We start from the raw sequence: 22819 nt of genomic DNA on the forward strand, positions 1-22819 counted from the left end.
CATCATGCCCGCCGGAACGGGCCGGGCGCCCGCCCGCCGGGGACCCCGGTCAGAACAGGGCCGACTGCAGGCGCCGACGGGCCTGGGTCACCCGGGGGTCGTCGGACGGCAGCACCTCGAACAGCGACAGCAGGTGCTTGCGGGCGGTGTCGCGGTCGTCGCCGGAGGTGCGGCGGACGGTGGCGACCAGCCGTTCGAAGGCGTCCTCGATCCGGCCGGACAGCAGCTCGACGTCGGCCGCCCGGGTCTGCCGGGCCACGTCGCCGGGCTGCTCGTCGGCCTCGCGCAGCGCCTGCCCGGCGTCGATCCCGCCGACCCGCCGGCTCAGCTCGACCAGCGCCAGCCCGCGCTTGGCCTCGGTGTCCTGGGGCGAGGAGTCGAGGATCCGCTGGAAGGCGTCCTTGGCGGCGTCCATGTCACCGCGCTGCAGCGCCGCCTCCGCCTCGGCGTACGCCGGGTCGACCTCGGGCATCACGCCGGGGCCCTCGGCGGGGGCCTGGCCGTCCTCAGGAAGGATGCCCTCCTGCCGCAGCGCCTCGAAGAGCTGGCCGATGGCCTGGCGCACCTGCGGCTCGGGAGCGGCGCCGTTCAGGAACGGCATGAGCTGCCCGGCCACCACCACGGCGACGAACGGGATCCCGCGCACGCCCATCTGCTGCATGTAGGCGGCCAGCTGCGGGTTGGCGTCGATGTCCACCTTGGCCAGGACCCACTGGCCGGCCGCCTCCTCGGCGAGCCGTTCCAGGATCGGGCCGAGCTGCTTACAGGGCCCGCACCACTCGGCCCAGAAGTCCACCAGCACCGGGACCGACCGGGACCGCTCGACGACCTCGGTGTTGAAGGTCTGGTCGGTGACGTCCACGACATGGACGCCCCCGGCCGCCCCGGCCCCGCCCCCGGCGGCTCCACCCCCGCCGGCCTGCGCCCTGCGCTCCTGCTGCCGCTTGGCGGCGGCCTGGCGGGCACCGAGGTCGACGGCCCCGTGCAACGAAAAGTCCCGAGAAGCCATAGGTCCATCCTGCCCCATCGGAGCGGCCCGCCGTGCGCCTGTCCGCCCATGGCGATCGTTCCCCGCCGGCGCCCCGACCACGGACGGATCCGCGGCGGCGGATCCGGAACGCCCCGGGCGGGCCGGAGCGACACCGAACGGACCGGGACGGTGCCGGGCGGACCACGGCGACGCCCGATGCCCGATGCCCGATGACCACGGTGATGCCCGGCAGGCCGGGACGCGCCGGGACGACCCGGCGGCCAGGTCCGTCCCGACGCGTTCCGGCGTGTCCCGGCGCGCCCCGAACAATCCGCCCATCGCGTGAATTCGCGTATTTACCATGAGGTAAAGAACGAACACGGTCGCGGGCAGTTCCAAAAAGGAAGCTGACAGCGCTCACCAAGCGCGGTTATAGTGCTGCGGTCGATGCGTGTTGCGACGGCAAAGGGTCCATGGTCCGCCACTTGCCCGCACCGGTGGAAATCGGTACGGGGCGGCCGCGGCCAGCGCGAGCGCATGACGTTATGGGGGGTTCAATGATCGCGGACGACTCCGCGATCGTGGCCCGTAGGATGGGCGTCCGCCGCGGGGGGCGGTGGCTGCTGCGCCCGGCGGACTTCGACGTCACCGGAGGGGTAGTCGGCGTAGCCGGCCCGCCGGGCACCGGGAAGTCCACCCTGCTGGCCACGTTCGCGACGCTGCGCCGACCCCATGTCGGCGCACTGGGAATTCTTGGACATGACATCGGCAATGCGCACAGCGTGCGTGCCGTACGGGCTCGGATCGGTTATCTTCCGGACCGTTTCTCCTGGGCCCAGGGATTCACCGTGGCGGAGTTCATCGCCTATTCCGCCTATTACAAACGGGTGCCGGCCGGCACCGCGGCGGCGATGCTGGAACGGCTGGAACTCGGCGAGGTCGCGGCCACCGAGCTGGCGTTGCTGCCGCCGGACATGCGGCTGCGTGCCGGGCTGGCCGCCACCTGCGTGCACGAGCCCGACCTGGTGCTGCTGGACGAGCCGCTCACCGGGCTGGCCGAGCCGGAGGCGAACGCGCTGATCACGCTGATCGGCGCGCTGGCGCCCACGGTGGTGGTCACCGCCCGCGCCATCGAGGAGCTGACCGGCTGGTGCGACCGGCTGTTCGCGCTCGGCCGCGGCCGGCTCATCGAAGCCGCCGCCGCGCCCCCGCCCGTCGCCTCCCCCCTCGCCACCGGCCCCGTCCCGTCCGTTCCCGGCCCCGTCACGCCCCCGGCGCGGGCCGGCGCGGACGGGACGGAGCGGTCCGCGCGGCTGGCCGTGGGCACCGGCGCCTGTGTCTGAGCTGGGGCGGGTGCTCCGCCTGGACGCCCGCCGCGCCGCGCCGCTGGTGGCGGTGCCCGCGCTGGCCGTGGCGGGGGTGGCCGCCGCCTGGCGGACGATGATGCCCGGGGTGGACGGCTGGGACAACGCGGTGGTGGCGCTGATGGCGTCGGTGCGGTGGATGGGCCCGCTGGCGGCGGCGCTGGCGGCCTGGCTGGCGGTCCGCGAGCACCGGCTCGGCTATTTGCGCGGCCTCACCGCCCGTTCGCCCGCCACCGGGCCGCTGCTGGACCTGCTGCTGCTCACCCACGCGGCGCTGCTGGCCTACGGGATGGCGGCCATGGTGGTCATCGGCGAGACGGTGCTGACCCAGCGGCCGGGCACCGCGCATCCGCTGGGGCTACTGGCCGGCGCGGTCACCCTGACGTTGCACGTGGTGGTGGGATACCTGGCCGGGCGCCTGGCCCCGCACACGCTGACCGTCGCGGCGGCGGGCGTGGTGACCGGGCTGTGGGCGGCGCTGCGGGGGCCGGGCGGATCGTGGCTGAACCTGGTGCCCCCGGCGACGGTCGACCGGCTGGAACCGTTCACCACGCTGCGTCCCGGGCTGCCGGCCGACCAGTTGCTGTGGGCGGCGAGCCTGACGACGGCACTGGTCACCGGCTATGTCCTGGTACTGACCAGGCACCGGCCGCTGCTGGTGCCGCTGGTGTGCGCGCTGGCCCTGACCTCGCTCGGCACGCACCGCCTGTCGGCGCAGCAGGGGGCCGCCGTCCCGGCCCAGGTCGGCCACGTGTGCCGGCAGTGGCCGCTGATGATCTGCGTGCATCCCGCGCTGGACGCCGCGCTGCCCGTGCTGGAGACCGCGCTCACCCCGCTGGCCGCCCGGCTCAGCACCACCCCCGCCGCCTTCACCAGGGTGATGCAGCGGCCGGACAGCGAGCCGGCCGGTATCCGGGGCGGGGTGGCGTTCGTGCACCTCACCTCGCTGACTCCGGGCTTCGAGGGGCAGGTCGTCCGGCAGATCCAGGCGACCGTGGCGGACCCGCGCTCGTGCGCCCGCCCGCGGCATCCCTCCGGCCGGGCGTACCGGACGATGGTGGACGTGTGGCTGCGCGGCGAGGAGGCCCCGCCCGCCGCCCCGTCGTCCTCTCCCAAACCGGCCACCGGCAACCTCGAACGGGCGTCGGTCGCCGCCAGCATCCGCGCGCCCGCGGTCAGGGGCTTTGCACTGGCCTCCCAGCGCTTCGCCGGATGGGACGAGAACCGCCGGCGAGCCTGGCTGGCCGCCCACTACGAGGAGTACCGCTCCTGCAGTCTCGCCCCCCGGCACTTCCGCTGAGCGGCGTCGCCCGGCCGGAAGGTCAGGCGCCGCGGGCGGCGGGGGTCTTCTCGATCGGGCGCAGCCACTTGCGCTCCACGAAGAAGGGCGCCACCGGCAGGACCGAGGCTCCCAGGGCCAGCGCCATCCGGCCGTTGCTCCAGCCGGTCTGCGAACGCGACATGAACGCCACCGCCACGTAGGCCACGAACAGCGCCCCGTGGATGGGGCCGAGCACCGTCACGCCCTCCGGGAAGTCGGCGGTGCGCTTGAGCACACTGGCCACGAGCAGCAGCAGGAAAGAGGTCGCTTCCAGCAGCGAAACGACACGGAAGGCACGCACGACGTCCACGGGAATCCAGCGCTTTCTCCTGGGAGGTTCTGGCTCTCGTCCCAGGTTATGGGCAGGACCGGCAGGGTCCGTGCAGGGGTACCGGTAAACGCCCGACAGGTGTGACCTCGGCGTGATGTGAGGTGTCCCATACGCGGGGAATGCCTTTGCCATGACACGCTCGAAAACGGACGGCGACGAGGGGAGCGCGCCCGAGCCGCCGACGGCCGAGGCGAAGACCGCCCCCCGACGTGATCCGCGCGGCCTGCGCAACCTGGTGCTGGTGGCGGTCGTGGCCGTCGCGGCGGTGCTGGCTGCGGGCGCGCTGGACCTGACCCCCGGCTGGCTCAACCCCTTCGGCACGCAGACCAAGGACCGGACCGGACCGGCGGTGCTCAAGTCGATCCGCGACCTTTCCCGCTACGAGGCGGCCAGCGGCAACTTCCAGGTCATCGTGGACCTGGAGAAGGACGCCAAGTTCCTGCCCAGCGCGGTACGTGGGCAGCGCACCCTGTTTGTCGGCAACGGGTCGGTCGACGCCTACGTGGACTTCTCCAAGCTGGCGTCGGGCGCGGTCACGGTCAACGAGGACCGCACCACCGCCACGATACGGCTGCCGCGCGCCCAGCTGGAGCAGGCCAGTCTCGACCCCAAGCGCAGCTACGTGTTCGCCACCCAGCGCGGCCTGATCGACCGGGTCGGCAGCGTGTTCAGCGCCAACCCCAGCGACCAGCAGCAGCTTTACGTGCTGGCGTCGCAGCGGATCCAGGCCGCCGCCAACGAGAGCGGCCTGCGCGAACGCGCCGACCAGAACACCCGGCTCATGCTGGAGAGCCTGCTCAAATCCCTCGGCTTCAAGACCGTCACCGTGACCACCGTCAACACCCAGTGACCCGGGCCGACGCCCGTCACCACGGCCCGGCCGACGATCCGGCCGGCCGGGCCACCGGGCCTCCCCACGCCCGGTGGCCGGTCAGCGGCAGCGGCTGTCCGCCGCCGGGACGCGGGCGGCACAGTGATCGGACAGATCGCTGCGGTCCGGCGTGCGTCCGTCGGCCGGACGGCGGTGTCGCCGTCCGGCCGGGAAGGACAGCTCGCGGGAGCGGGGAGGGCCGTCAGCCGATCGGGAGGGGGGCCAGGGCGCGGGCGAGGCCGGCCCTGAGCGTCTCCTCGTCGACGGTCCGCGGGTCGTAGGTGATCGCGAAGTCGTCGGGCACCTCCAGGGTGCGCGCCGCCTCGGCGGTCAACCCGATCAGCACACTGCCCGGGCCGACCCGCACGTCGGTCACGCCCTGGTAGTGGCAGCGCTGGCCGGGGTCGAGGACCAGGCACGGGCCGGTGAGCGTCTGCGGCCCGTCCCGGACCTCCTCGTCCTCGTCCCGCTGGATCTGCAGGCACAGGCCTTCCGGCGGCGCGGTCTGCGGCGACACCCCGAACGCCACCACGTAGATCTCGTCATCGTCGTCGGCGGGCGGCACGTGGACCTCTTCGGCGTGGAAGAGGACCGCGACCGGGGTGACCAACGGTCAGGCTCCCGGGACGCGCAGGATGAGCGCGTCGCCCTGGCCGCCGCCGCCGCACAGCGCCGCCGCGCCGACCCCGCCGCCGCGCCGCCTGAGCTCGTGGGCCAGGTGCAGCACGATGCGGGCGCCGGACATGCCGATCGGGTGGCCGAGCGCGATGGCCCCGCCGTTGACGTTGACCTTGTCGGCGTCAACGCCCAGGTCACGCATCGACTGCACGGCGACCGAGGCGAACGCCTCGTTGATCTCGATCAGGTCCAGCGCGTCCACCGCCAGGCCCTCCTTGGCGAGGGCGTGCTTGATGGCGTTGGACGGCTGGGACTGCAGCGAGTTGTCCGGGCCGGCCACGTTGCCGTGCGCACCGATCTCCGCCAGCGGGGTCAGCCCGAGCTCGGCGGCCTTGGCGGCCGACATCACCACGACCGCGCAGGCGCCGTCGGAGATCTGGGAGGAGGAGCCGGCGGTGATGGTGCCGTCCTTGGTGAACGCCGGGCGCAGCCGGCCGAGGGTCTCCACGGTGGTGTCGCCGCGCACGCCCTCGTCGGTGGTGAACATCACCGGCTCGCCCCGGCGCTGCGGCACCGGCACCGGCACGATCTCCTCGTCGAACACCCCGTTCTTGACCGCGGCGGCGGCGCGCTGGTGCGAGCGGGCGGAGAACTCGTCCTGCTCGGCGCGGGTCAGCCCGAGCTTGGCGTTGAACCGTTCGGTCGACTCGCCCATCGAGCAGTCGTCGAAGACGTCGGTGAGCCCGTCGTGGGCGAGGTGGTCGAGCACCTCGACCGAGCCGTACTTGAAGCCCTGCCGGGACTTGGGCAGCAGGTGCGGCGCGTTGGTCATCGACTCCATGCCGCCGGCCACCACGATGTCGAACTCGCCGGCCCGGATGAGCTGGTCGGCCAGCGCGATGGCGTCCAGCCCGGACAGGCAGACCTTGTTGATGGTGATCGAGGGGACGTTCATCGGGATGCCGGCCTTGACCGCCGCCTGCCGGGACGGGATCTGCCCGGCGCCGGCCTGCAGCACCTGCCCCAGGATCACGTACTGCACCTGGTCGCCGGTGATGCCCGCGCGCTCCAGGGCCGCCTTGATCGCGATGCCGCCTAGGTCGGCGGCGGTGAAGTCCTTGAGCGAGCCGAGCAGGCGGCCGATCGGGGTCCGGGCTCCGGCGACGATCACGGAGTTCGCAGGCATGATGGGGGCCTCCACAACAGGTCAGGCGGCGACTTTGTCACGATACCTACAGCCGCCGGATCGGTTCCGGCCGCCCCGGCCCACGGCGACCGCCGCACCGGCCCCTGACGAGGAGGACCGCCCATGCTCACCCGGATCGACCACATCGGCATCGCCTGCCGCGACCTGGACGCCACCGTGGAGTTCTACCGCCGCACCTACGGGTTCACCGACATTCACACCGAGGTCAATGAGGAGCAGGGCGTCCGGGAGGCGATGCTCAAGATCAACGACGCCGGTGACGGCGGCGCGACCTACCTGCAGCTGCTGGAGCCGATCCGCGACGACTCGCCCATCGCCAAGTTCCTCGCCAAGAACGGCGAGGGCGTGCACCACATCGCGTTCGGCACGGACGGGGACGTCCAGGAGGAGGCCGACGGGATCGCCTCCCACGGCGTCCGGGTCCTGTACGACGCGCCCCGCCGCGGCTCGATGGGCTCGCGCATCACGTTCCTGCACCCCAAGGACTGCGGCGGCGTCCTGACCGAACTCGTCCAGGCCGCCGAGACCACCGAGCACTGAGCCTGTCCGCACGGCCTGTGGCCCGGTGACCGTGGCCACGGCTCCGCATGGGTCCCTGAGACCTCGCGGGGTACGGCACCGCGCCGCCGGCCACGGGACGCCCTGCCTTGGCGGTGGGGCGTCCCGTGCGTTTCGCACATCGTGGACGGCCGGGTTACTTGATCGGGATGTCGTCGATGGTGCCGAAGGCCGGGATGTAGAACGACAGCCGGTCGGTCTTCTGGCTGGGCTGCGGGAACAGCGTCCAGCCGTACCTGGGCTCACCGATGCGCTCGCCGTTGTCGCTCCAGTCGCGCAGCACCCAGCCCTGGCCGGTGATCACCGGACCCAGTTGCTCCGCGTGCGTCTTGTCGATCAGCGCCACGTCGTGGCCGTCGGGCAGCAGCGTGTCGCCGTCGAACAACGTCTGGTAGCGCAGCTCGGAGGTCCCCTCCTGGTGGACCAGCCGTACCCGGTAGCCGATCCGCAGGAACGGGCCGTGGCGGCGCAGCTCCGTCACATCCAGCCGGACCGTCCAGGTGTCGTTGATGGTCCGCTGGGTGGATGCGATCGGGGCCGGCTCTCCCGGAAACGGGCGCAGGCCCGGGTTGGGGGCGGTCTCGGTGACCGGCACGGTGACGTAACGGGAGTCCCGTTCGGCGGGGGCGTCCGATGCGTCGCCGTACAGGATCGACACCCGCCGGTTGCGCTGGCGGGCCTCCGGTGAGGTGCCCTTGTCGCGCGGCTGGGTCTCCCCCTTGCCCTCGGCGACCAGCGTGATGCCGGTGTTGGCGAGCTGGGGCTGCATCGCCTGGGTCACCGCCTCCGCCCGCTGCTCGGACAGCGTGAGGTTGTCGGGCGGCTCGCCGACGTCGTCGGTGTGCCCGACCACCTGCACCTTTCCGGTGGCGTCCGCGTCCTTCAGCTTGGCGACGACCTCGGTGAGGTACTTGTGGGCCGCGTCCGACAGATCGGCGCTGCCGCTCTTGAACAGCACGTCGGCCTGGAGAGTGAACGACCTGCGTCCGCTCTCCGTCGTCTCCTCGATCGGCGCGTAGGGCTTGCGGTTCTGCTGGAGCGTCCCGGGGTTCGGAACGGTGATCGTTCTGGGTTCGCTCTCCCCGGCCCTGGCGCCGTTCTCGTTCGTGCCCGGCCGGGGCCAGGCCGTCGGGGACGGTGTGGGGTCGGCACCGGCCACGCCGGTGAGCGGCACGGCCAGCAGCGCGGTGAGGGCGGCCCCGGTCAGGACGGTACCGGTGCGCATCAAGAGACCTTCACCCCCGGCATGGGGCCGACCACCGGCATGACGACGGTCAACTCCTTCACCGACTCGTCCGGCGACGGATAGTCGGAGTAGAGGACGGTGGGCTGGTCGAGCGGGTACTCCTCGATGCCGACCGAGCACGCGCACGAGGCCTTGTCGCCGCTGCCGATGCTCAGGTGCTCGTACACCCGCAGGTTCTTGGTGTCGAGGAGGTAGGGACGGCCCGCGTCGCCGCCGGACCAGCTGCCGCCGAAGGTCTGCTTGGGCAGCTTGTCGCTGTTGCCTCGGGCGCGCGGAGTGACCGCGTACACCAGCCGCAGCACCTTGTCGTAGCGCTTGAGCGACAGGATGTCGACGTAGACGTCCTTGCCCGCATAGGGCTGGACGGCCTTGGCGATGGCGCCCTTGACGTGGGAATCGGTGCCGATCTCAGCCTTCGGCACCTGCGCGGCGGACGGGCCGTCGTCGCTTCCGAGGAGGGAGCAACCGGTCGCCGTGAGCCCTGCGAGGGCCAGGACGCCGGCTCCGAGAACGCGACGCATGGAGTCACCTCCGAAGTGTGGGAGAACGGATGCGGCGATGCCGGACCCGTGGGAGCTGTCGGCAGTGTGCCGATGATCACTGGGATGTGACGACGGTTCGACCGATTCCGGACGATGACCCAATCGTGACGTGATCGGAATCACAGGGGTCACTGTGTGGTTGTGATCGGTCACAGTGTGGCGGTTCGGGTGCCTGTGAGGTTTTTGCCCCCGTGTTGAGGGCACTCCCGGAACGGTCCCAGCACCGTTACAAACCGGACATTCCACGCAGCGCGTTCAGATGAGCCCCCAACACGGCAGTGGCGGGAGTACGCTGCCTTTCGCCGGAAGAGGTCTGGGGCCGCTAAGCGAAACCGCAAGTCCAGGCGATCAACCGGTCCCGGAACCCCGTAGCCCCGTCACAGCCAGGATTGAGCCACATGCAGTCCGACATCGACGCCCAGCTCAGCAACTTCTTCGAAGACACGCCCCCACGCGAGTTCGACGTGGTGCTCCGCGGCTACGACCGGCACCAAGTCGACGAGCACATCAAGCAGCTCGACAACGAGGTGCGGCAGGCCCGCGAGCAGACCCAGGCGCTGCAGCGCGAGCTGTCCGACGCCCACCGCCAGCTCCAGGAACAGGAGCGACCGACCTACTCCGGCCTCGGCGCCCGCATCGAGCAGCTGCTGCGGCTGGCCGAGGAGCAGGCCACCGAGCTGGTCCAGGCGGCCCGCTCGGAGGCCAACGAGATCAAGGCCGCCGCCAAGGTGGACGCCGCAGAGCTGCGCGCCACCGCCGAGAACGAGGCCGCCGAGCTGCGTGCCCTCGCCCAGCGCGAGGGCGACGACATGCGCAACGCGGCCGAGCGCGAGGCCGAGGAGGTGCGCACCTCGGCCCGCCGCGAGGCCGACGAGCTGACCTCCACCACCGAGCGCGAGGTCGCCAAGCTGCGCGCCACCGCCGACCACGAGGTCGCCGAGAAGCGCGCCGCCGCCGAACGGGAGATCGCCAAGCTCCGCACCACCACCGAGCGGGAGGTCGCCCAGCTGCGGGCGTCCACCAAGCGCGAGCGCGACGAGATCCTCACCACGGCCAAGCGCCAGGCCGACGAGATGCGCGCCCAGGCGCAGCGCATCCTGGAGGAGAGCGAGGCCCAGCGGGCCCAGGCCGAGGCCGAGTTCGAGATCCAGCTGGCCGCTCGCCGGGAGGAGGCCGACCGGCAGGACGCCGAGCGGCACGCCGCCGCGCAGGCCGCCACCCAGAAGCTGGTCGCCGAGGCCGAGCAGCGCGCCGCCTCTGCCGAGCAGCGGGCGGCCAAGGCCACCCAGCAGGCCGAGCAGACCCGGCGTGAGGCCGACTCGCACGCCAAGCAGCTCATGGCCAACGCCCGCAAGAACTCCGACCAGGTCATCGCCGAGGCCAAGTCGCAGGCCGAGCAGCTGCTGGCCGAGACCAAGGCCGAGGCCGAGCGGATTCGCACCGCCGCGCAGCGCCAGGTCGACGAGCTCACCCGTCAGCGCGACAGCATCACCAGCCACCTCAACCAGCTGCGCCAGCTGCTGGGCGGGGGGGCGGGCGCCCCGATGATGCCGCCGCTCGGCGGTACCGAGGAGGTCTCCGCCGCTCCGGAGAAGCCGGCCCTGTCCGCGCCCGAGCCCAAGCCCGCCGCGGCCAAGCAGCCCGCCAAGGCGGCCACCGCCAAGAAGCAGGACGACGACGAGGACTGGTGGCAGGAGTGACCCGGTCACGCTGATCCGGCCATCCGCAGCCGAGAAGCCTGGAGGGGTGATCCCCTCTAGGCTTCTCGGCGTCTAAGAGGATGATGGGCGGTGTGCGCGTGCTCTCCCCGAGTGCCGCGCACACCGTCGCGAGCAGGTAGGACGAGGAGAAGGCGTGCCTGACGACACCCCCCGCAAGAACCGCTCGGTCACCTCCCCTCCCTCTCCCACCGCTCCCCAGGACGAGGAACGCGTTCCCGTCCCCACCCCCTCTCCCGACGACCGGCCCTCCGCCAACGACCGGCCTCCTGCCGGCGCCTCCCAGGTCGTCGACGCCCCAAACGACGACGCCTCACCCGGCGGGAAGCACGGCGGTCCCGCAACCGAACACGCTCCGCCCGATGACTCCGGCGAAGACGCACACGACCCGTCCGGCGGGGATGGCGCCAGTGCGGGCGGGGACGGGCCGGGCGCTGTGAGTGCGCGGGCCGGGCGGGACGATCCGATCACGGCGCACACCGACGCGGTGGCGGCGGTACGGCGTCCCGAGCCCCGTGTCCCCGAGCACGTGCGCGCGCTGGAGGAAGGCGGCGGCGACCCGACCCCCGACCCGCTGCTCGACATGGAGCAGCGCAAGCGGGAGGCCGGGGCCGACAAGCTGTCCCCCTTCGGCAGGCCCGGGCAGCCCCTGGGCAAGACGCATCCGTTCGTGTTCGGGTTCACCGCCGCGCTGGGGGTGATCTGCGCCTGGCTGCTGGTCCAGGCGGTCATCAGCGCGCGCCAGGTGATCGTGCTGATCGTGGTCTCGATGTTCCTGGCTGTGGGCCTGAACCCGGCGGTGGAACGCCTGCAGCGGGCCAGGCTGCCCCGCAGCGGGGCGGTCGCGGTGGTCTTCTTCGGTCTGGTGCTGGCGTTCGTCGGGGTCGGGTTCGCGGTGATACCCCCCCTCACCGAGCAGATCACCAACTTCATCGACCATCTGCCCGCCTACATCCAGCAGCTCGGGGAGAACCAGCGCATCCAGGAACTGGACCGCGACTACCAGGTCCTACAGAAGGCGCAGGAGGCCGTCACCAACCCCAACTTCGGCCAGTCCGCCCTCGACGGCGTGGTGGGCGTCGGCCGCGTCCTGCTCGGCGGGATCCTCAACACCCTGACGGTGCTCATCCTCACCCTGTACTTCCTGAGCTCGCTGCCCACGATCAAGACGTTCTTCTACCGGCTGGCGCCGCGGTCCCGGCGCGCCCGGGTGGCGCTGCTGGGCGACGAGATCCTGCTGCGCATCGGCGGCTACGTGGCCGGCACCGCCACCGTGGCGTTCATCGCCGGCACCATGGCCTACGTCTTCCTGTCGATCATGGACGTCCCGTTCGCGCTGCCGCTGGCGCTGTTCGTCGGCCTCACCGCGCTGATCCCGCTGGTGGGCGCGACGATCGGCGCTCTGTTGGCCTGCACCGTGGCCTTCTTCGACGGGATGTTCACCGGCATCGCCTGCGTGATCTTCTTCCTGGTCTACCAGCAGGTCGAGAACTACCTCATCCATCCGCGGGTGATGAAGCGGGCGGTGGACGTGCAGCCGGCCGTCACCATCATCGCCGCCCTGATCGGCGGCACCCTGCTCGGCATCGTGGGCGCCCTGCTGGCCATCCCGGCCGCCGCCGCGCTGGCCCTGATCATCCGCGAGGTCGTCGTCCCCCGCCAGGACACCCTGTGACCCTCCCGGCCCGCCCGCACCGGCCCGCCTGAGAACGGCCCGGCCCGCCGAGGTCGTCCGTTACCGCGATGTACGGGCCAGGGCGGCCACGAACTCGGCGACGGCCTGGTTGAACAGGTCGGGCTGTTCGACCGCGGACAGGTGGCCGGCACGGGGGATCACCTGCAGCTCGGCGTTGGGCAGCGCCTCGGCCATGGCGCGGGCGTCGGTCCGCGTCGACAGCTCGTCCTCGTCGCCGACCATGACGAGAGCGGGCGCCCGCGTGCCGCGCAGCGTCTCGAACGAGTCCCCGCGTGCGGCCATGGCCCGCTGTGCCCAGGCCGCCGCGAGCGCCGGCGCCGCCTGGACCAGCCCGCGCACCCGCCCGTACACCAGCGCCCGCTGCCGCATCGTGGTGGGACCCACCAGGAACGGGAGCACCTCGTCCACCAGCACGCGGGTGCCGCCCTCGTGCTCCAGCCGCTCGGCCTGCCGCAGCCGGACGTCTCTGGCCTGCTCGGTGTCCGCGCTCGCCTTCGTGCCGGCCAGCACCAGCCCCAGCACCCGGTCCGGATGCCGCCGGCACAGGGCCATCGCCACGTAGCCGCCCATGGACAGCCCGCCGATCACCGCGCGGTCGATGCCCTTGACGCGCAGCATCCGGGCCACGTCGTCGGCCATCACGTCCACCGACGGCTCGTCCTCGCCCAGCACCGAGCCGCCGAAGCCGCGCAGGTCGGGTGTGATCACGCGGAAGCGGCCACCGAGCCCCTCCCGCTGCGCCAGCCACATCGCCGACGACAGCGGAAACGCGTGCAGCAGCACGAGCGGTGTTCCCCCGCCGACATCCCTGGCGTACAGCTGGACGGTCATCGGGCCTCTCCCGTCCGGCGCACCCACTGGTCCATCACGGTGCGCCTCCTCTCTCGGCGATCCGGGCAGCCGTCACATGCGCGACAGTTAGGTAATCGTCACCCCGAATCGGCCGGTGGTGGAGGCGGTGGCCGCGATCGGACGCGGGAGTTTAGCCCGCGGGCCACTCCTCCGGCAGGGGATGCGCCTGGGGCGCCACCCGTTTGACGACCTCGTTCAGCACGATCCGCACGTACGGCTCGCCCACCCACAGGTGCTTGGCCCCGTCGACCCCGACCACCTCAGCCTGCGGGATCCGCTTGAACCGCTCACGCGCCTCCGGGGGACGCAGGTAGTCGTCGTGCTCGGGCACCAGCGCGACCACCGGCCGCCCGTCGGCACCCCACGCGTCCAGGTCGGCGTCCGTCGCCCGGTGCAGTGGCGGGCTGAGCAGCAGCAGACCCTGCACCAGCGGGTCCCGGCCCCACTTGAGCGCCAGCTCCGTGCCGAACGACCAGCCGAGCAGCCAGGGGCGGGGCAGATCGTGGTACTCGGCGTACTCCAACGCGGCGGCGACGTCGTACTTCTCCGTCTCGCCGCCGCCGAACGAGCCCTGGCTGACCCCGCGCTCGGACTCGGTGCCCCGCGTGTTGAAGCGCAACACCGCCAGCCCCGCCAGCGCGGGCAGCCGGTACGACGCCTTGCGGATCACATGGCTGTCCATCATCCCGCCGTGCGTCGGCAGCGGATGCAGGCACACCAGCGTGGCCACCGGGTCCCGGTCCACCGGCACCGCCAGCTCTCCGACCAGTTCCAGCCCGTCCGCGGTGTGCAGCGTGATGTCCGTCCGCGCCGCGGGCAGCACCGTACTCGCCCTGATCTCCCCCATCACCCTCCTCAAGCCGAACCCCACCGTAACGCCCCAATCGACCCCCACCGAGTACCCACCCGCTCCACCACCATCCGGCCCGGCTGAGCGCACGGTGCCTGCCGCATCGACGCAAGCTCGGCGGAGGGCATGTCCGACAACCGGTGGGGGCTTCGGTGGCCGGAGCCAAGCGGCACAGGTTCACCTCGACGAACGTTTCAGCAGGCAGGTCGGCCCCACTACTGGTCGGGCACCCTCCGGCGGACGGACCTGCGTGAGGAGCAGCCGTCCGTCTCTCGTCCAGGGGCTACACGCCTGTGATAGAGCCGTACGACGGACGACAGGCGTCCCGAACGGGTGGCGCTCGGTCGGGTGAAAGTGTTTGCGGCCCGTGTCGGCGATGACCATGCTGGCGGTCATGTTGGTGAGAGCGGCGACTGCGGACGACTGGCCTGCGATGTGGTCGTTCATGGAGGGCATCGTGCGGGCGGGCGAGACGTTCTCCTGGGACCGGGACACCACCGAGTCCCAGGCCCGGCAGATGTGGTTCCCGGACCCGCCGGGTCGTACGTTCGTCGCCGTGGACGCGGACGGGACCGTCCTCGGTACCGCCAACAGCGTCCGCAACCACCGTGGCGGGGCCTCGCACATCTCCAGCGCCAGTTTCATGGTCGATCCGGTGTACTCCGGCCGGGGCGTGGGCAGGAGGCTCGGCGAGCACGTCCTGGAACAGGCCCGCCGGGACGGTTTCCGGGCAATGCAGTTCAACGCCGTCGTCGAGACCAACACCCGGGCGGTGTCGCTGTGGAGGTCGCTCGGCTTCGAGGTGCTGGCCACCATCCCCGAGGGCTTCCATCACCCGGTCCACGGCCATGTCGGCCTGCACATCATGTACCGGCGGCTCTGACCTTCGCCGCGAGTCCCACCGGTTTCCGGATGCTCTCCGCCTGCCGGGTGGCAGACCCGCCGGCTCTCATGCGGCTCAGCGGCAGGGGCCGTTAAGGCTCAGTACCGGGGGGCGTTGCGCGATCTCTGGACCCTGGGTCCGCGCTGGAAGCGGGCGCGCCAGCACGGCTTGTGCCAGTGGCGGCGGTCGTCCGGGCCGCCTCGGTCGGCGGGCCAGGCCACCACATGGCCGATGCCCGGCGCGATCTCGTGGTCGCACCCCGGGCAGCGGTACGGCTTGATGGCGTTCGCCGGGGCGATCGTCCGGACGATCCATTCACCGTCCGGCCCCTCCTCCCGATCCTCCAGCCCGGACGACCAAGCGCCGCCACCGTATGACCTTCCGTCCTGCCTTGGGGGGCGCCTGTTCCTGCGCGGGCTCATGCCGATCAGCCTACGGCCGCCCGGACACCCGTCCGTCACGCCAGCGCCCCGGATCGACACACCGACCTGCGCGGGCTCATGCCGATCGGCCTACGGCCGCCCCGACACCCGTCCGTCACGCCGGCGCCCCGGATTGCCAACACCGAACCGACGCGCGGAATCCCTGTCCGGACGCCGATCGGCCCGCAGAGCCCCACAGGACCGATGCTCACGGAAGGCCCTGCCGGGTACTGGCCGGCGCACACAAACCGGCGCCACGGAAGCCCTCCCCGTGCTCAGTGAGCCAGACTCTCAAACCGGCCTTCACAGAAGCTCTGGCGAGCGCTGCCCGGCGCGGAGAATCGGCACTCACAATAAGCCCGCCCGTGGAGGCTCTGCCGTGGGCGGGTGGGGTCAGGGGGGCCGGTGGCGGCGGAGGCGGGTGAGTTTGGCGGCGATGCGGTCCAGCCGGGCGGGGGCGGGGCTCCAGCCTCGGTGCATGAGGATGGTGGTCAGAGTCTCCAGGAAGGGTGCCGGGTTGAACAGGACGTCCTCCTTGGTGACGACGATGATCTCCCAGCCGTGGTGCTCGCGGATCCAGGTGCGGCGGGCGGCGTCGCGGCGGCAGTGGGCACGGGCGGTGTGGAATTCCTCACCGTCGTACTCCACTGCGGTGAGGTGGTCCTCATAACCCATGTCGAGGAAGAACCTGGGGCGGCCGGACGAGGGCACGGGGATCTGGGTGCGGGGGCGGGGCAGCCCGGCGTCCATGACGCGGATCCTGGTGTAGGTCTCACCGGGGAGCATCGCTCCAGCGTCGGCCAGGGTGAGGACCTCACGCAGGCGCCGCGCGTGGGTCTCACCGGTCAGCAGGCGCATGCGCCTGCGGAGCAGAGCGGCATCGGTGCCGGCGCGTAAGAACTGGTCGAGTGCGGCTATCGCCTCCAGACGCGGAAGCCAGCGGGCACAGTCCAGCGCGGTGCGTTCGCGTGTGGTGACGCGTACGCCGTCCAGGTAGGTGACGTCCTCGGCGGGCAGGTGCCCTCCGCGCGTCCGGCAGCCGGGGATATCGGGCGACGCACGACCGGCCGGAACGGCCAGCTCGATGGGGCGGTCGGCCCGGCCGACGCCCATCGACGACGCGTCGACGCCCCACAGCCAGGCGGCGGTGCGTTCGGCGAACACGGCGTGCGCGGGCAGGACCGAAGCCAGGGACCGGACCCGGGCGGTCAGGACGTCGGAAGGTGACGGTCGTTCCATGCCGTCCAGCCTCCGCCCAGGCCGGCCCCGTCAACAGTGGAACGCGATTCTGTGGAAACACGCACAGCAACAGCCGGTTGGCCGCCGGCCGTTCGCACTCGTCCTCGGCGCCGGTCGTGGGCTGGGGCGGCTTGGCGGGCGCCGGCGTTGCGACCGGTTCGAGTCCGCCGCAGCGGGGACTTCTCCGTCAGGTGGTCTGGGTGCGGAAGGAGTGGCCGGCGGTCACGTACTCCTCCAGGAGCGGGGCGGGAGCCAGGGCGGCCTCCCGGCTCTCGGTGTAGAGGGCGTGCAGGACGGCCACGGCGCGGTCCAGGCCGAGACGGTCCAGGTCGGCGATCGGGCCCGTCGGGTAGCCGCAGCCGAGGGTCATGGCGGCGTCGATGGAGTCGGCGTCGGCGTACCCCGCCTCCAGCATCCGGACGGCATCGTTCAGGTAGGGGAAGCGCAGGGCGTCCACGATGAAGCCCGCACGGTCGCGGCAGCGGACGGCGGTAAGGCCGAGCCCGGCGGCCAGGGCGGTGGCCCGGTCGGCAGTCTGCGGATCGGTGACGACGGTGGGGACAACCTCGACCAGCGGACCGTCCGCCTCGGGGAAGTGCAGGCCCACCACATCAGCGGGGCGGTCGGTGGCCATCGCCAGCTCGATGACCGGGACGGTGGAGGCGGTGGTGGCCAGCACCGCGCCCGGCCGCGCCACATCGTCGACGGCAGCCAGCACCGAGCGCTTCATCGAGACGTCCTCGGCGACCGCCTCGATGACCAGGTCGCAGTCGGCCAGGCCGTCCAGCTCCGAGCCTCCGGTGACGCGGGCCAGTTCCTCGGCGGTGAGGGCCTCCTCCAGCGCCGCCCCGGCGGACTCGGCCTTCTCCGCGTCCCCCGCGACGTACCGGACCTGCGAGCCGGCGCGGGCACAGCGGGCGACGACGGCGACGGCCAGGGGACCGGAGCCGACCACACCGACCAGCGGCTGCGCGGTCTCCGCCGACGGAGCGGCGGCGGGCTCGGCGGCGGAGCCGTACGGGTGGAAGCCGCGGCCGGTCTTGCGGCCGAGCAGCCCCGCGGTGACCAGCTCTCGCAGGACGGGTGCGGGGGCGTGGCGGCGGTCCCGCGTCTCGCGGTAGATGGCCTCCAGCACCTCCAGACAGGTGTCCAGGCCGATCAGGTCCATGAGGGTGAAGGGGCCCATCGGCAGGCCCGCGCCCACCTTCATGGCGGTGTCGATGTCCTCCAGGGTGGCGTGCCCGGAGCCGTACATGGCGGCGGCCTGGTTGAGGTAGCCGAACAACAGCCGGTTGGCGACGAAGCCCGCGCGGTCGCCGACGACGACCGGGGTCTTGCCGAGGCCGCGCACCAGGTCGGCGACCCGGGTGACGGCGCCGGGCTCGGTGACGACGGTGCCGATCACCTCGACCAGCCGCATCACCGGGGCGGGGTTGAAGAAATGGACGCCGACGACCTGGGCCGGGCGGCCGGTGGTGATGGCGATGTCGGTGACCGACAGCGAGGAGGTGTTGGTGGCCAGCACCGCGTCGGCGCGGCACACCTTGTCGAGCTCGGCGAACACCCGCCGCTTGAGCTCCAGCCGTTCCGGCACGGCCTCGATGACCAGGTCGCAGTCGGCCAGGTCGGCGAACGCGGTGGACAGGGTGATCCGGTCGAGGATCTCCCGCCGCCCCTCCTCGGTGAGCTTGCCGCGCTTGACCGCGCGGCCGGTGGAGTCGTCCAGATGGCCGCGGCCCCGGGCCAGCGCCTCGTCGTTGATCTCGATGCCGACGACGGCCAGGCCACCCCGGGCGAGCACCTCGGCGATGCCCGCACCCATGGTGCCCAGCCCGACGACCCCTACCTTGCTGAACGAACCACCACTCATGCTCGGCAGTCTCCCAGAGCGCCGCCGGGAGCCCGCCTTCGGGTAGGACTGAGGGGTGCGCTTCGGAGTCTTCCTGCTCGCCACCCGCTTCCCCGGCGGCAGTGACGCCGACGCGCTCGTCCGCACCGCCGAGGCGGCCGTCGCGGCCGAGCGCGCGGGGTTCGACGACGTGTGGGTGGCCGAGCATCACTTCATGTCGTACGGGGTCTGCCCGTCGGCGGCCACGCTCGCCGGGTACCTGCTCGGCGCCACCTCGCGCATCCATGTGGGGACGGCGGTGAGCGTGCTGTCCAACCAGCATCCGGTCGCCCTGGCCGAGCAGGCGGCGATGCTGGCGGCGGTGTCGGGAGGACGTTTCCGGCTCGGGGTCGGGCGCGGCGGGCCGTGGCGCGACCTGGAGGTGTTCGGAACGGGCCTGGACCGCTACGAGCACGGCTTCGCCGAGTCGCTGGACCTGTTGCTGACCTGGCTGCGTTCGGAACGGGTCGGCTGGTCGGGCGAGCGGTTCGCGTTCCGTGAGGTGCCGGTCGTGCCGCGCGTCGCGGAGCCGCCTCCCGTCGCGGTGGCCTGCACCTCCCCCGCCACCGAGGCGCTCGCCGCCGCGCACGGGTTGCCGATGCTGCTCGGCATGCACGTCGGCGACGAGGAGAAGGCCGCGGCGGTGGCGCGTTACGGCGCGCCGGCCGCGCACATCTCCACGGGCCTGGCCCAGGTCGCCGACAGCAGGCGGGAGGCGGTACGGCTGGTGACCCGGGAGATGCCGCGCTGGCTCGGGCCCGGCCTGGACGGCTACGTGCCCGTGGATAATCGGCCCCGGCAGCGCCGCGATCCCCACGAGTACACCCGGAGGCTGTGCGACCTGCATCCGGTGGGCTCACCCGACGACTGCGTGGAGTCGCTGGTCACCACCGTGGAGCGCACCGGCATCCGGCACATCGTCCTCATGGTCGAGGCCGCCGGCTCCCGGGAACGGACGCTGGAGAACATCGCCCGGCTGGGCGAGGAGGTGCTCCCCAAAGCCCGGGCGGCCTGCCCCGCCTGACGCGCCGTGTCCGAGTCCCGGGCCGGGTCGGGTCGGGTCGGGTCGGGTCGGGTCGGGTCGGGTCGGGTCGGGTCGGGTCGGGTCGGTGAGCGCCTGCCACCGGCAGGCCGCACCGGCGCGCCGGGTGACAATTCAGGCTCCTGTGGTACGCGAATTGTCACCCGGGGGTTAGCCATCAGCAGTCGCGCAGTTCCGGCGACTGGTTGAGGATCTGCTCGCGGGCGGTGATGAAACGCCGGTACGCCTCGGTGCCGGCGCTGGGGAAAACCGCCACCCGGTGGCAATTCTGGAAGGCCAGCTTAACGCCGAAGTAGCGTTCCAGCGCGCCCCGCATGGCGTCGCTGGCGAGCACCCGCAGGAGCTGCCCGCGGGCCTGCTCGTCCGGCGGCGGGACCTGGTTGTCGGCGAAGTCGCCGCCATCCACTTGGTAACGGGCCACCAGTCCGCTGATCATCTCCCAGGCGTACGGCAGCGAGGTGCGGACGCACTCCACGAACGCCGCGTCGTCGATCTCTCCATGCCGTGCCTTCTCGAGGAGTTCCGGGGTCACGTCGAGGGACATGGTCGGGTTCCCTTCAGTAAGCCTGATGAGCACTTCAGGCGAGGAGTTCCGCGCCCATGCGACGCTAACCAGCGATCCGGGAGAATTCCAGCCTTGACACAAGACCGGAATGGCCGTGTGAGCCCGTGACGTCGAGGATGCGGCAACGGCCCGCGCCGCTGGGATAATCCCCCCTCATGGGGATCAACGAGATAGGGGCGAGCGACCCGCTCGCCGGGCTCGACGCCATCGACTGGGCCGAGCTCACCCACGCGTACGGCTCTGCCGAGGACGTGCCCGGCCAGTTGCGGGCGCTGCGCTCGCCGGACGAGGAGGCGCGCAGGACCGCCTTCGGCAAGCTGTACGGCAACATCTTCCACCAGGGCAGCCGGTACGAGGCGACGTCATATGCGGTGCCCTTCCTGGTGGGCATGGCCGTCGCCCCCGACACCCCGGACCGCGACCTCCTCCTGTGGCTGCTGGGCGCGATCGCCATCGGCCATGACGAGAGCTGGCTTCCCCAGGCCGTGGACATCGTCCGGTGGCGCACCCATGTCGCCGAGACGAAGGCGACCAGCCCCGAGGAGGCCCAGCGGAAGATGGACGCCTGGGTCGAGGAGGCGCCCGACGAGAACGAGCGCCGCTCCCGTGAGTTCTGGCGCACCTGGCACTCGTTCGAGTACGAACTGCGGCAGGCCGTCTCGGAACTGGCCGCCTACGACGCCGTCCGGGCGGCCGTGCCGGCGCTGTGCGGGCTGTTGGAGGATTCCGATCCCGGAGTACGGGCCGGTGCCGCCTATGTGCTCGGCTGGTTTCCGGAGGAGGCCGGCACCAGCCTGCCCGCCCTCCTGCGGGCCGCCGCGGCCGAGCCGAACGCGGTCATCGCCGTGGGCCTGGTCGGCGACGCCTCCCACGTCGCCCCGCTGCGCCCGTTCCTGCGCGGGCAGGACCCCGCCTTGCGCTGCGCGGCGGCGCTCGCGCTGGCGCGGCTGGGGGTGACCGAAGCCGAGGTCATCGGCGAGCTGGCCGTGGCCGCCGCGAACCCGCCGGACGACCACTGGCTCGTGTTCTTCGAAGGCGACCTGCGGGGATACGCCTCGGCCACGCTGGCCGGCCTCGACGGGCAGGTGGGCGCGGAGGCGGTCGATGCCGTGCTCGACGGGCTGGCGCAGACCTCGGAGACGGGCTCGTTCGCCCCGACCGCCGCCGCCCTGCGGCTGGTGTTCGGGGAGCGGGCGCCGCAGCCGCTGCCCCCGTTCGGGAAGCTGGACGAGCCGCAGCGGCGGGCTGTGCGCGTCCTGGCGGAACTGGACCCGCAGACCTGGCAGTGGATCAACTTCATGGAGATCCTCGGCCGGTGGGGGCTGCCGGCCGTCCACGAGGAACTGCGCACCTACGCGGAACTGCCGGCGGCTCACTAGGCCGGGGCACCGTACGTTTCGTTACCGCCCACTGCGGCGAGGTCAGGGCAGCAGGGAGCGGCCCGTCAGGACGTCGTCGACATAGCGGTCCTCGATGGGGAACTCACCGGGCAGGGCCCCGCCCTGCGCTGCGCGGCGGCGCTCGCACTGGCGCGACTGGGGTGACCGAAGCCAGGGTCATCCGTGAGCCGGTCGTGGCCGCCGGATGTCGGGGTGTTCGGGGCGTGGCATAGTTCCGGGATGGTCGGGGGTCCAGCCCGACGTGAGGGGGAGGCGGTCATGGCCCACATCGATCTCAGCGCTCCGGCGGCGCTGCCGCCGACCGCCGGTTACAGCCATGTGGCGAGCGTGGCGCCGGGCAGCCGGCTGGTGTGGACGTCGGGACAGGTGCCGATCGACGCCGACGGGACGGTCGCGCCCGCCGGCGACTGGGCCGCGCAGACCCGGCTGGCCATGCGCAACATCGGGATCGCGCTGGAGGCGGGCGGCGCGACCTGGGACGACGTCTTCAAGCTCACGTTCTTCGTCGTCGGCACCTCGGCGCTGGCCACGATCCGGGCCGTGCGGGACGAGTTCGTCAACACCGAGCGGCCGCCCACCAGTTCGCTCGTCCAGGTGGCGGGCCTGTTCCGGCCGGACGTCCTGATCGAGATCGAGGCGGTCGCCGCGGTCGCCTCGTCCTGACCCGCGGCACCCGATCTCCGCAGGGCCGATCAAACGGCCCTGCGGAGACCCGGCGACTACTACAGGAGCGAACGCCCCATCAGGACGTCGTCGACATAGCGGTCCTCGATGTGGAACTCACCGGGCAGGACGCCCTCCACGGTGAAGCCCGCACGTTCGTACAGCCGGATGGCACGGGGGTTGGTGGACAGCACGCGGAGGGTGATGCGGCGGGCGCCCTGCTGACGGGCCCGTTCGCAGGCGGCGTCCAACAGCACCCGCCCCAGACCCCGGCCCTGCTCGGCGGGATCGACGGCAAGGCCCTGGATCTGCCGTACATGGGCTCCGCTGGGCAACCGCACCGGCTGTACGAGCCGGACGTAGCCCACGATGCGGTCCTCCAGGACGGCCACCATGTAGTCCTCGGGAGGATGGGCGGCGTCGAACGACATGTCGTCCGGGCCCGGCCTGGGCATCACCGCGGAGTCCGGCGACCAGGTACGCCGGTCCAGTTCGGCGACCATGGCCGCGTCGGCCCACACCGCATCCCGGATCTCGACGTCCATCGCTCCCCCGTTCCCCGCCCGCACCGCC

General features: G+C 72.2%; 23 protein-coding genes. 10 read left to right on the forward strand and 13 right to left on the reverse strand.

What is annotated here, in order from left to right; all coding sequences use genetic code 11:
• Positions 1-49: 49 nt before the first annotated feature.
• Entirely contained in the window at positions 50-1009 is a 960-nt protein-coding gene (locus C4U03_RS06455) for a tetratricopeptide repeat protein (protein ID WP_103936708.1), read from the reverse strand.
• A gap of 518 nt (positions 1010-1527) precedes the next feature.
• Here C4U03_RS06455 and C4U03_RS06460 point away from each other — a divergent pair.
• Positions 1528-2313 carry an ATP-binding cassette domain-containing protein gene (locus tag C4U03_RS06460; protein WP_103936709.1) on the forward strand — a complete coding sequence of 262 codons (786 nt, stop codon included), beginning with the start codon at positions 1528-1530 and terminating at the stop codon, positions 2311-2313.
• The gene (locus C4U03_RS06465; protein WP_103936710.1) at positions 2306-3634 is read left to right on the forward strand and encodes a hypothetical protein; all 1329 of its coding nucleotides are present in this window, start codon (positions 2306-2308) and stop codon (positions 3632-3634) included. Before C4U03_RS06460 ends, C4U03_RS06465 begins: the two co-directional genes overlap by 8 nt.
• Positions 3635-3656: 22 nt before the next feature.
• Here the strand turns inward: C4U03_RS06465 and C4U03_RS06470 are convergent, their stop codons facing one another.
• Positions 3657-3956: a DUF3817 domain-containing protein gene (locus C4U03_RS06470; RefSeq protein WP_235017673.1), complete on the reverse strand. Its 300-nt coding sequence runs from the start codon at positions 3954-3956 to the stop codon at positions 3657-3659.
• A 160-nt stretch (positions 3957-4116) separates the two neighbouring features.
• Between C4U03_RS06470 and C4U03_RS06475 the strand changes: the two genes are divergently transcribed.
• A complete protein-coding gene (locus C4U03_RS06475) occupies positions 4117-4836 on the forward strand; it encodes a DUF4230 domain-containing protein (protein WP_103936712.1) in 720 nt (239 codons plus the stop codon).
• Between the two features lie 223 nt (positions 4837-5059).
• Here the strand turns inward: C4U03_RS06475 and C4U03_RS06480 are convergent, their stop codons facing one another.
• Positions 5060-5467, reverse strand: coding sequence for a hypothetical protein (locus C4U03_RS06480; protein ID WP_103936713.1), 408 nt, complete (start codon positions 5465-5467; stop codon positions 5060-5062).
• A gap of 3 nt (positions 5468-5470) precedes the next feature.
• Complete coding sequence (locus C4U03_RS06485; protein ID WP_200827077.1) at positions 5471-6661, reverse strand: acetyl-CoA C-acetyltransferase; 1191 nt, start codon at positions 6659-6661, stop codon at positions 5471-5473.
• 123 nt (positions 6662-6784) lie between these two features.
• Here C4U03_RS06485 and mce point away from each other — a divergent pair, with 123 nt between their 5' ends.
• Positions 6785-7222, forward strand: a complete 438-nt coding sequence (mce, locus tag C4U03_RS06490) for a methylmalonyl-CoA epimerase (protein ID WP_103936714.1) — start codon at positions 6785-6787, stop codon at positions 7220-7222.
• Between the two features lie 154 nt (positions 7223-7376).
• Here the strand turns inward: mce and C4U03_RS06495 are convergent, their stop codons facing one another.
• Both C4U03_RS06495 and C4U03_RS06500 read right to left on the reverse strand, forming a co-directional pair.
• Complete coding sequence (locus C4U03_RS06495; RefSeq protein ID WP_103936715.1) at positions 7377-8465, reverse strand: OmpA family protein; 1089 nt, start codon at positions 8463-8465, stop codon at positions 7377-7379.
• Entirely contained in the window at positions 8465-9007 is a 543-nt protein-coding gene (locus C4U03_RS06500) for a hypothetical protein (protein ID WP_103936716.1), read from the reverse strand. The genes C4U03_RS06495 and C4U03_RS06500 overlap by 1 nt, the downstream gene beginning before the upstream one ends.
• Positions 9008-9426: 419 nt before the next feature.
• Between C4U03_RS06500 and C4U03_RS06505 the strand changes: the two genes are divergently transcribed.
• Complete coding sequence (locus tag C4U03_RS06505) at positions 9427-10728, forward strand: DivIVA domain-containing protein (protein ID WP_103936717.1); 1302 nt, start codon at positions 9427-9429, stop codon at positions 10726-10728.
• Positions 10729-10882: 154 nt separating this feature from the next.
• A complete protein-coding gene (locus tag C4U03_RS06510; RefSeq protein WP_235017674.1) occupies positions 10883-12421 on the forward strand; it encodes an AI-2E family transporter in 1539 nt (512 codons plus the stop codon).
• A 60-nt stretch (positions 12422-12481) separates the two neighbouring features.
• Here the strand turns inward: C4U03_RS06510 and C4U03_RS06515 are convergent, their stop codons facing one another.
• Both C4U03_RS06515 and C4U03_RS06520 read right to left on the reverse strand, forming a co-directional pair.
• Positions 12482-13273, reverse strand: a complete 792-nt coding sequence (locus C4U03_RS06515; RefSeq protein WP_103936718.1) for an alpha/beta fold hydrolase — start codon at positions 13271-13273, stop codon at positions 12482-12484.
• Between the two features lie 151 nt (positions 13274-13424).
• Complete coding sequence (locus C4U03_RS06520; RefSeq protein WP_103936719.1) at positions 13425-14141, reverse strand: alpha/beta hydrolase; 717 nt, start codon at positions 14139-14141, stop codon at positions 13425-13427.
• Between the two features lie 397 nt (positions 14142-14538).
• On the opposite strand from C4U03_RS06520, the gene C4U03_RS06525 reads away from it, so the two are divergent.
• Positions 14539-15027 carry a GNAT family N-acetyltransferase gene (locus tag C4U03_RS06525; RefSeq protein WP_200827078.1) on the forward strand — a complete coding sequence of 163 codons (489 nt, stop codon included), beginning with the start codon at positions 14539-14541 and terminating at the stop codon, positions 15025-15027.
• Positions 15028-15125: 98 nt separating this feature from the next.
• On the opposite strand, the gene C4U03_RS06530 is transcribed toward C4U03_RS06525, so the two are convergent.
• The 3 genes from C4U03_RS06530 to C4U03_RS06540 form a co-directional block, all read right to left on the reverse strand.
• Positions 15126-15449, reverse strand: a complete 324-nt coding sequence (locus C4U03_RS06530) for an ATP/GTP-binding protein (RefSeq protein WP_103936972.1) — start codon at positions 15447-15449, stop codon at positions 15126-15128.
• Positions 15450-15842: 393 nt separating this feature from the next.
• Positions 15843-16688, reverse strand: a complete 846-nt coding sequence (locus C4U03_RS06535) for a hypothetical protein (protein WP_103936720.1) — start codon at positions 16686-16688, stop codon at positions 15843-15845.
• A 187-nt stretch (positions 16689-16875) separates the two neighbouring features.
• Positions 16876-18558 carry a 3-hydroxyacyl-CoA dehydrogenase family protein gene (locus C4U03_RS06540; RefSeq protein WP_103936721.1) on the reverse strand — a complete coding sequence of 561 codons (1683 nt, stop codon included), beginning with the start codon at positions 18556-18558 and terminating at the stop codon, positions 16876-16878.
• A gap of 55 nt (positions 18559-18613) precedes the next feature.
• Here C4U03_RS06540 and C4U03_RS06545 point away from each other — a divergent pair, with 55 nt between their 5' ends.
• Complete coding sequence (locus tag C4U03_RS06545) at positions 18614-19600, forward strand: LLM class flavin-dependent oxidoreductase (RefSeq protein ID WP_103936722.1); 987 nt, start codon at positions 18614-18616, stop codon at positions 19598-19600.
• Between the two features lie 175 nt (positions 19601-19775).
• Here C4U03_RS06545 and C4U03_RS06550 read toward each other — a convergent pair whose 3' ends face one another.
• Positions 19776-20162, reverse strand: a complete 387-nt coding sequence (locus tag C4U03_RS06550) for an SCO5389 family protein (protein WP_103936723.1) — start codon at positions 20160-20162, stop codon at positions 19776-19778.
• A gap of 176 nt (positions 20163-20338) precedes the next feature.
• Here C4U03_RS06550 and C4U03_RS06555 point away from each other — a divergent pair, with 176 nt between their 5' ends.
• Together C4U03_RS06555 and C4U03_RS06560 are read left to right on the forward strand one after the other, a co-directional pair.
• The gene (locus tag C4U03_RS06555; protein WP_103936724.1) at positions 20339-21562 is read left to right on the forward strand and encodes a HEAT repeat domain-containing protein; all 1224 of its coding nucleotides are present in this window, start codon (positions 20339-20341) and stop codon (positions 21560-21562) included.
• Between the two features lie 279 nt (positions 21563-21841).
• Complete coding sequence (locus C4U03_RS06560; protein ID WP_103936725.1) at positions 21842-22246, forward strand: RidA family protein; 405 nt, start codon at positions 21842-21844, stop codon at positions 22244-22246.
• 59 nt (positions 22247-22305) lie between these two features.
• Here the strand turns inward: C4U03_RS06560 and C4U03_RS06565 are convergent, their stop codons facing one another.
• Positions 22306-22791 (reverse strand): GNAT family N-acetyltransferase, encoded by a 486-nt coding sequence (locus C4U03_RS06565; protein WP_103936726.1) that lies wholly within the window; start codon positions 22789-22791, stop codon positions 22306-22308.
• Between the last annotated feature and the right edge of the window lie 28 nt (positions 22792-22819).

It is taken from the genome of Thermomonospora echinospora (assembly GCF_900108175.1).
GTDB classification, from domain to species: domain Bacteria; phylum Actinomycetota; class Actinomycetes; order Streptosporangiales; family Streptosporangiaceae; genus Thermomonospora; species Thermomonospora echinospora.

Bases quoted from the DNA above. Each gene is read 5' to 3' on its own strand.
- C4U03_RS06455 (WP_103936708.1), bottom strand. From the start codon at position 1,009: ATGGCTTCTCGGGACTTTTCGTTGCACGGGGCCGTCGACCTCGGTGCC.
- C4U03_RS06460 (WP_103936709.1), top strand. From the start codon at position 1,528: ATGATCGCGGACGACTCCGCGATCGTGGCCCGTAGGATGGGCGTCCGC.
- C4U03_RS06475 (WP_103936712.1), top strand. From the start codon at position 4,117: ATGACACGCTCGAAAACGGACGGCGACGAGGGGAGCGCGCCCGAGCCG.
- C4U03_RS06485 (WP_200827077.1), bottom strand. From the start codon at position 6,661: ATGCCTGCGAACTCCGTGATCGTCGCCGGAGCCCGGACCCCGATCGGC.
- mce (WP_103936714.1), top strand. From the start codon at position 6,785: ATGCTCACCCGGATCGACCACATCGGCATCGCCTGCCGCGACCTGGAC.
- C4U03_RS06495 (WP_103936715.1), bottom strand. From the start codon at position 8,465: ATGCGCACCGGTACCGTCCTGACCGGGGCCGCCCTCACCGCGCTGCTG.
- C4U03_RS06500 (WP_103936716.1), bottom strand. From the start codon at position 9,007: ATGCGTCGCGTTCTCGGAGCCGGCGTCCTGGCCCTCGCAGGGCTCACG.
- C4U03_RS06505 (WP_103936717.1), top strand. From the start codon at position 9,427: ATGCAGTCCGACATCGACGCCCAGCTCAGCAACTTCTTCGAAGACACG.
- C4U03_RS06515 (WP_103936718.1), bottom strand. From the start codon at position 13,273: ATGACCGTCCAGCTGTACGCCAGGGATGTCGGCGGGGGAACACCGCTC.
- C4U03_RS06520 (WP_103936719.1), bottom strand. From the start codon at position 14,141: ATGGGGGAGATCAGGGCGAGTACGGTGCTGCCCGCGGCGCGGACGGAC.
- C4U03_RS06525 (WP_200827078.1), top strand. From the start codon at position 14,539: ATGTTGGTGAGAGCGGCGACTGCGGACGACTGGCCTGCGATGTGGTCG.
- C4U03_RS06530 (WP_103936972.1), bottom strand. From the start codon at position 15,449: ATGAGCCCGCGCAGGAACAGGCGCCCCCCAAGGCAGGACGGAAGGTCA.
- C4U03_RS06535 (WP_103936720.1), bottom strand. From the start codon at position 16,688: ATGGAACGACCGTCACCTTCCGACGTCCTGACCGCCCGGGTCCGGTCC.
- C4U03_RS06540 (WP_103936721.1), bottom strand. From the start codon at position 18,558: ATGAGTGGTGGTTCGTTCAGCAAGGTAGGGGTCGTCGGGCTGGGCACC.
- C4U03_RS06550 (WP_103936723.1), bottom strand. From the start codon at position 20,162: ATGTCCCTCGACGTGACCCCGGAACTCCTCGAGAAGGCACGGCATGGA.
- C4U03_RS06555 (WP_103936724.1), top strand. From the start codon at position 20,339: ATGGGGATCAACGAGATAGGGGCGAGCGACCCGCTCGCCGGGCTCGAC.
- C4U03_RS06560 (WP_103936725.1), top strand. From the start codon at position 21,842: ATGGCCCACATCGATCTCAGCGCTCCGGCGGCGCTGCCGCCGACCGCC.
- C4U03_RS06565 (WP_103936726.1), bottom strand. From the start codon at position 22,791: ATGGACGTCGAGATCCGGGATGCGGTGTGGGCCGACGCGGCCATGGTC.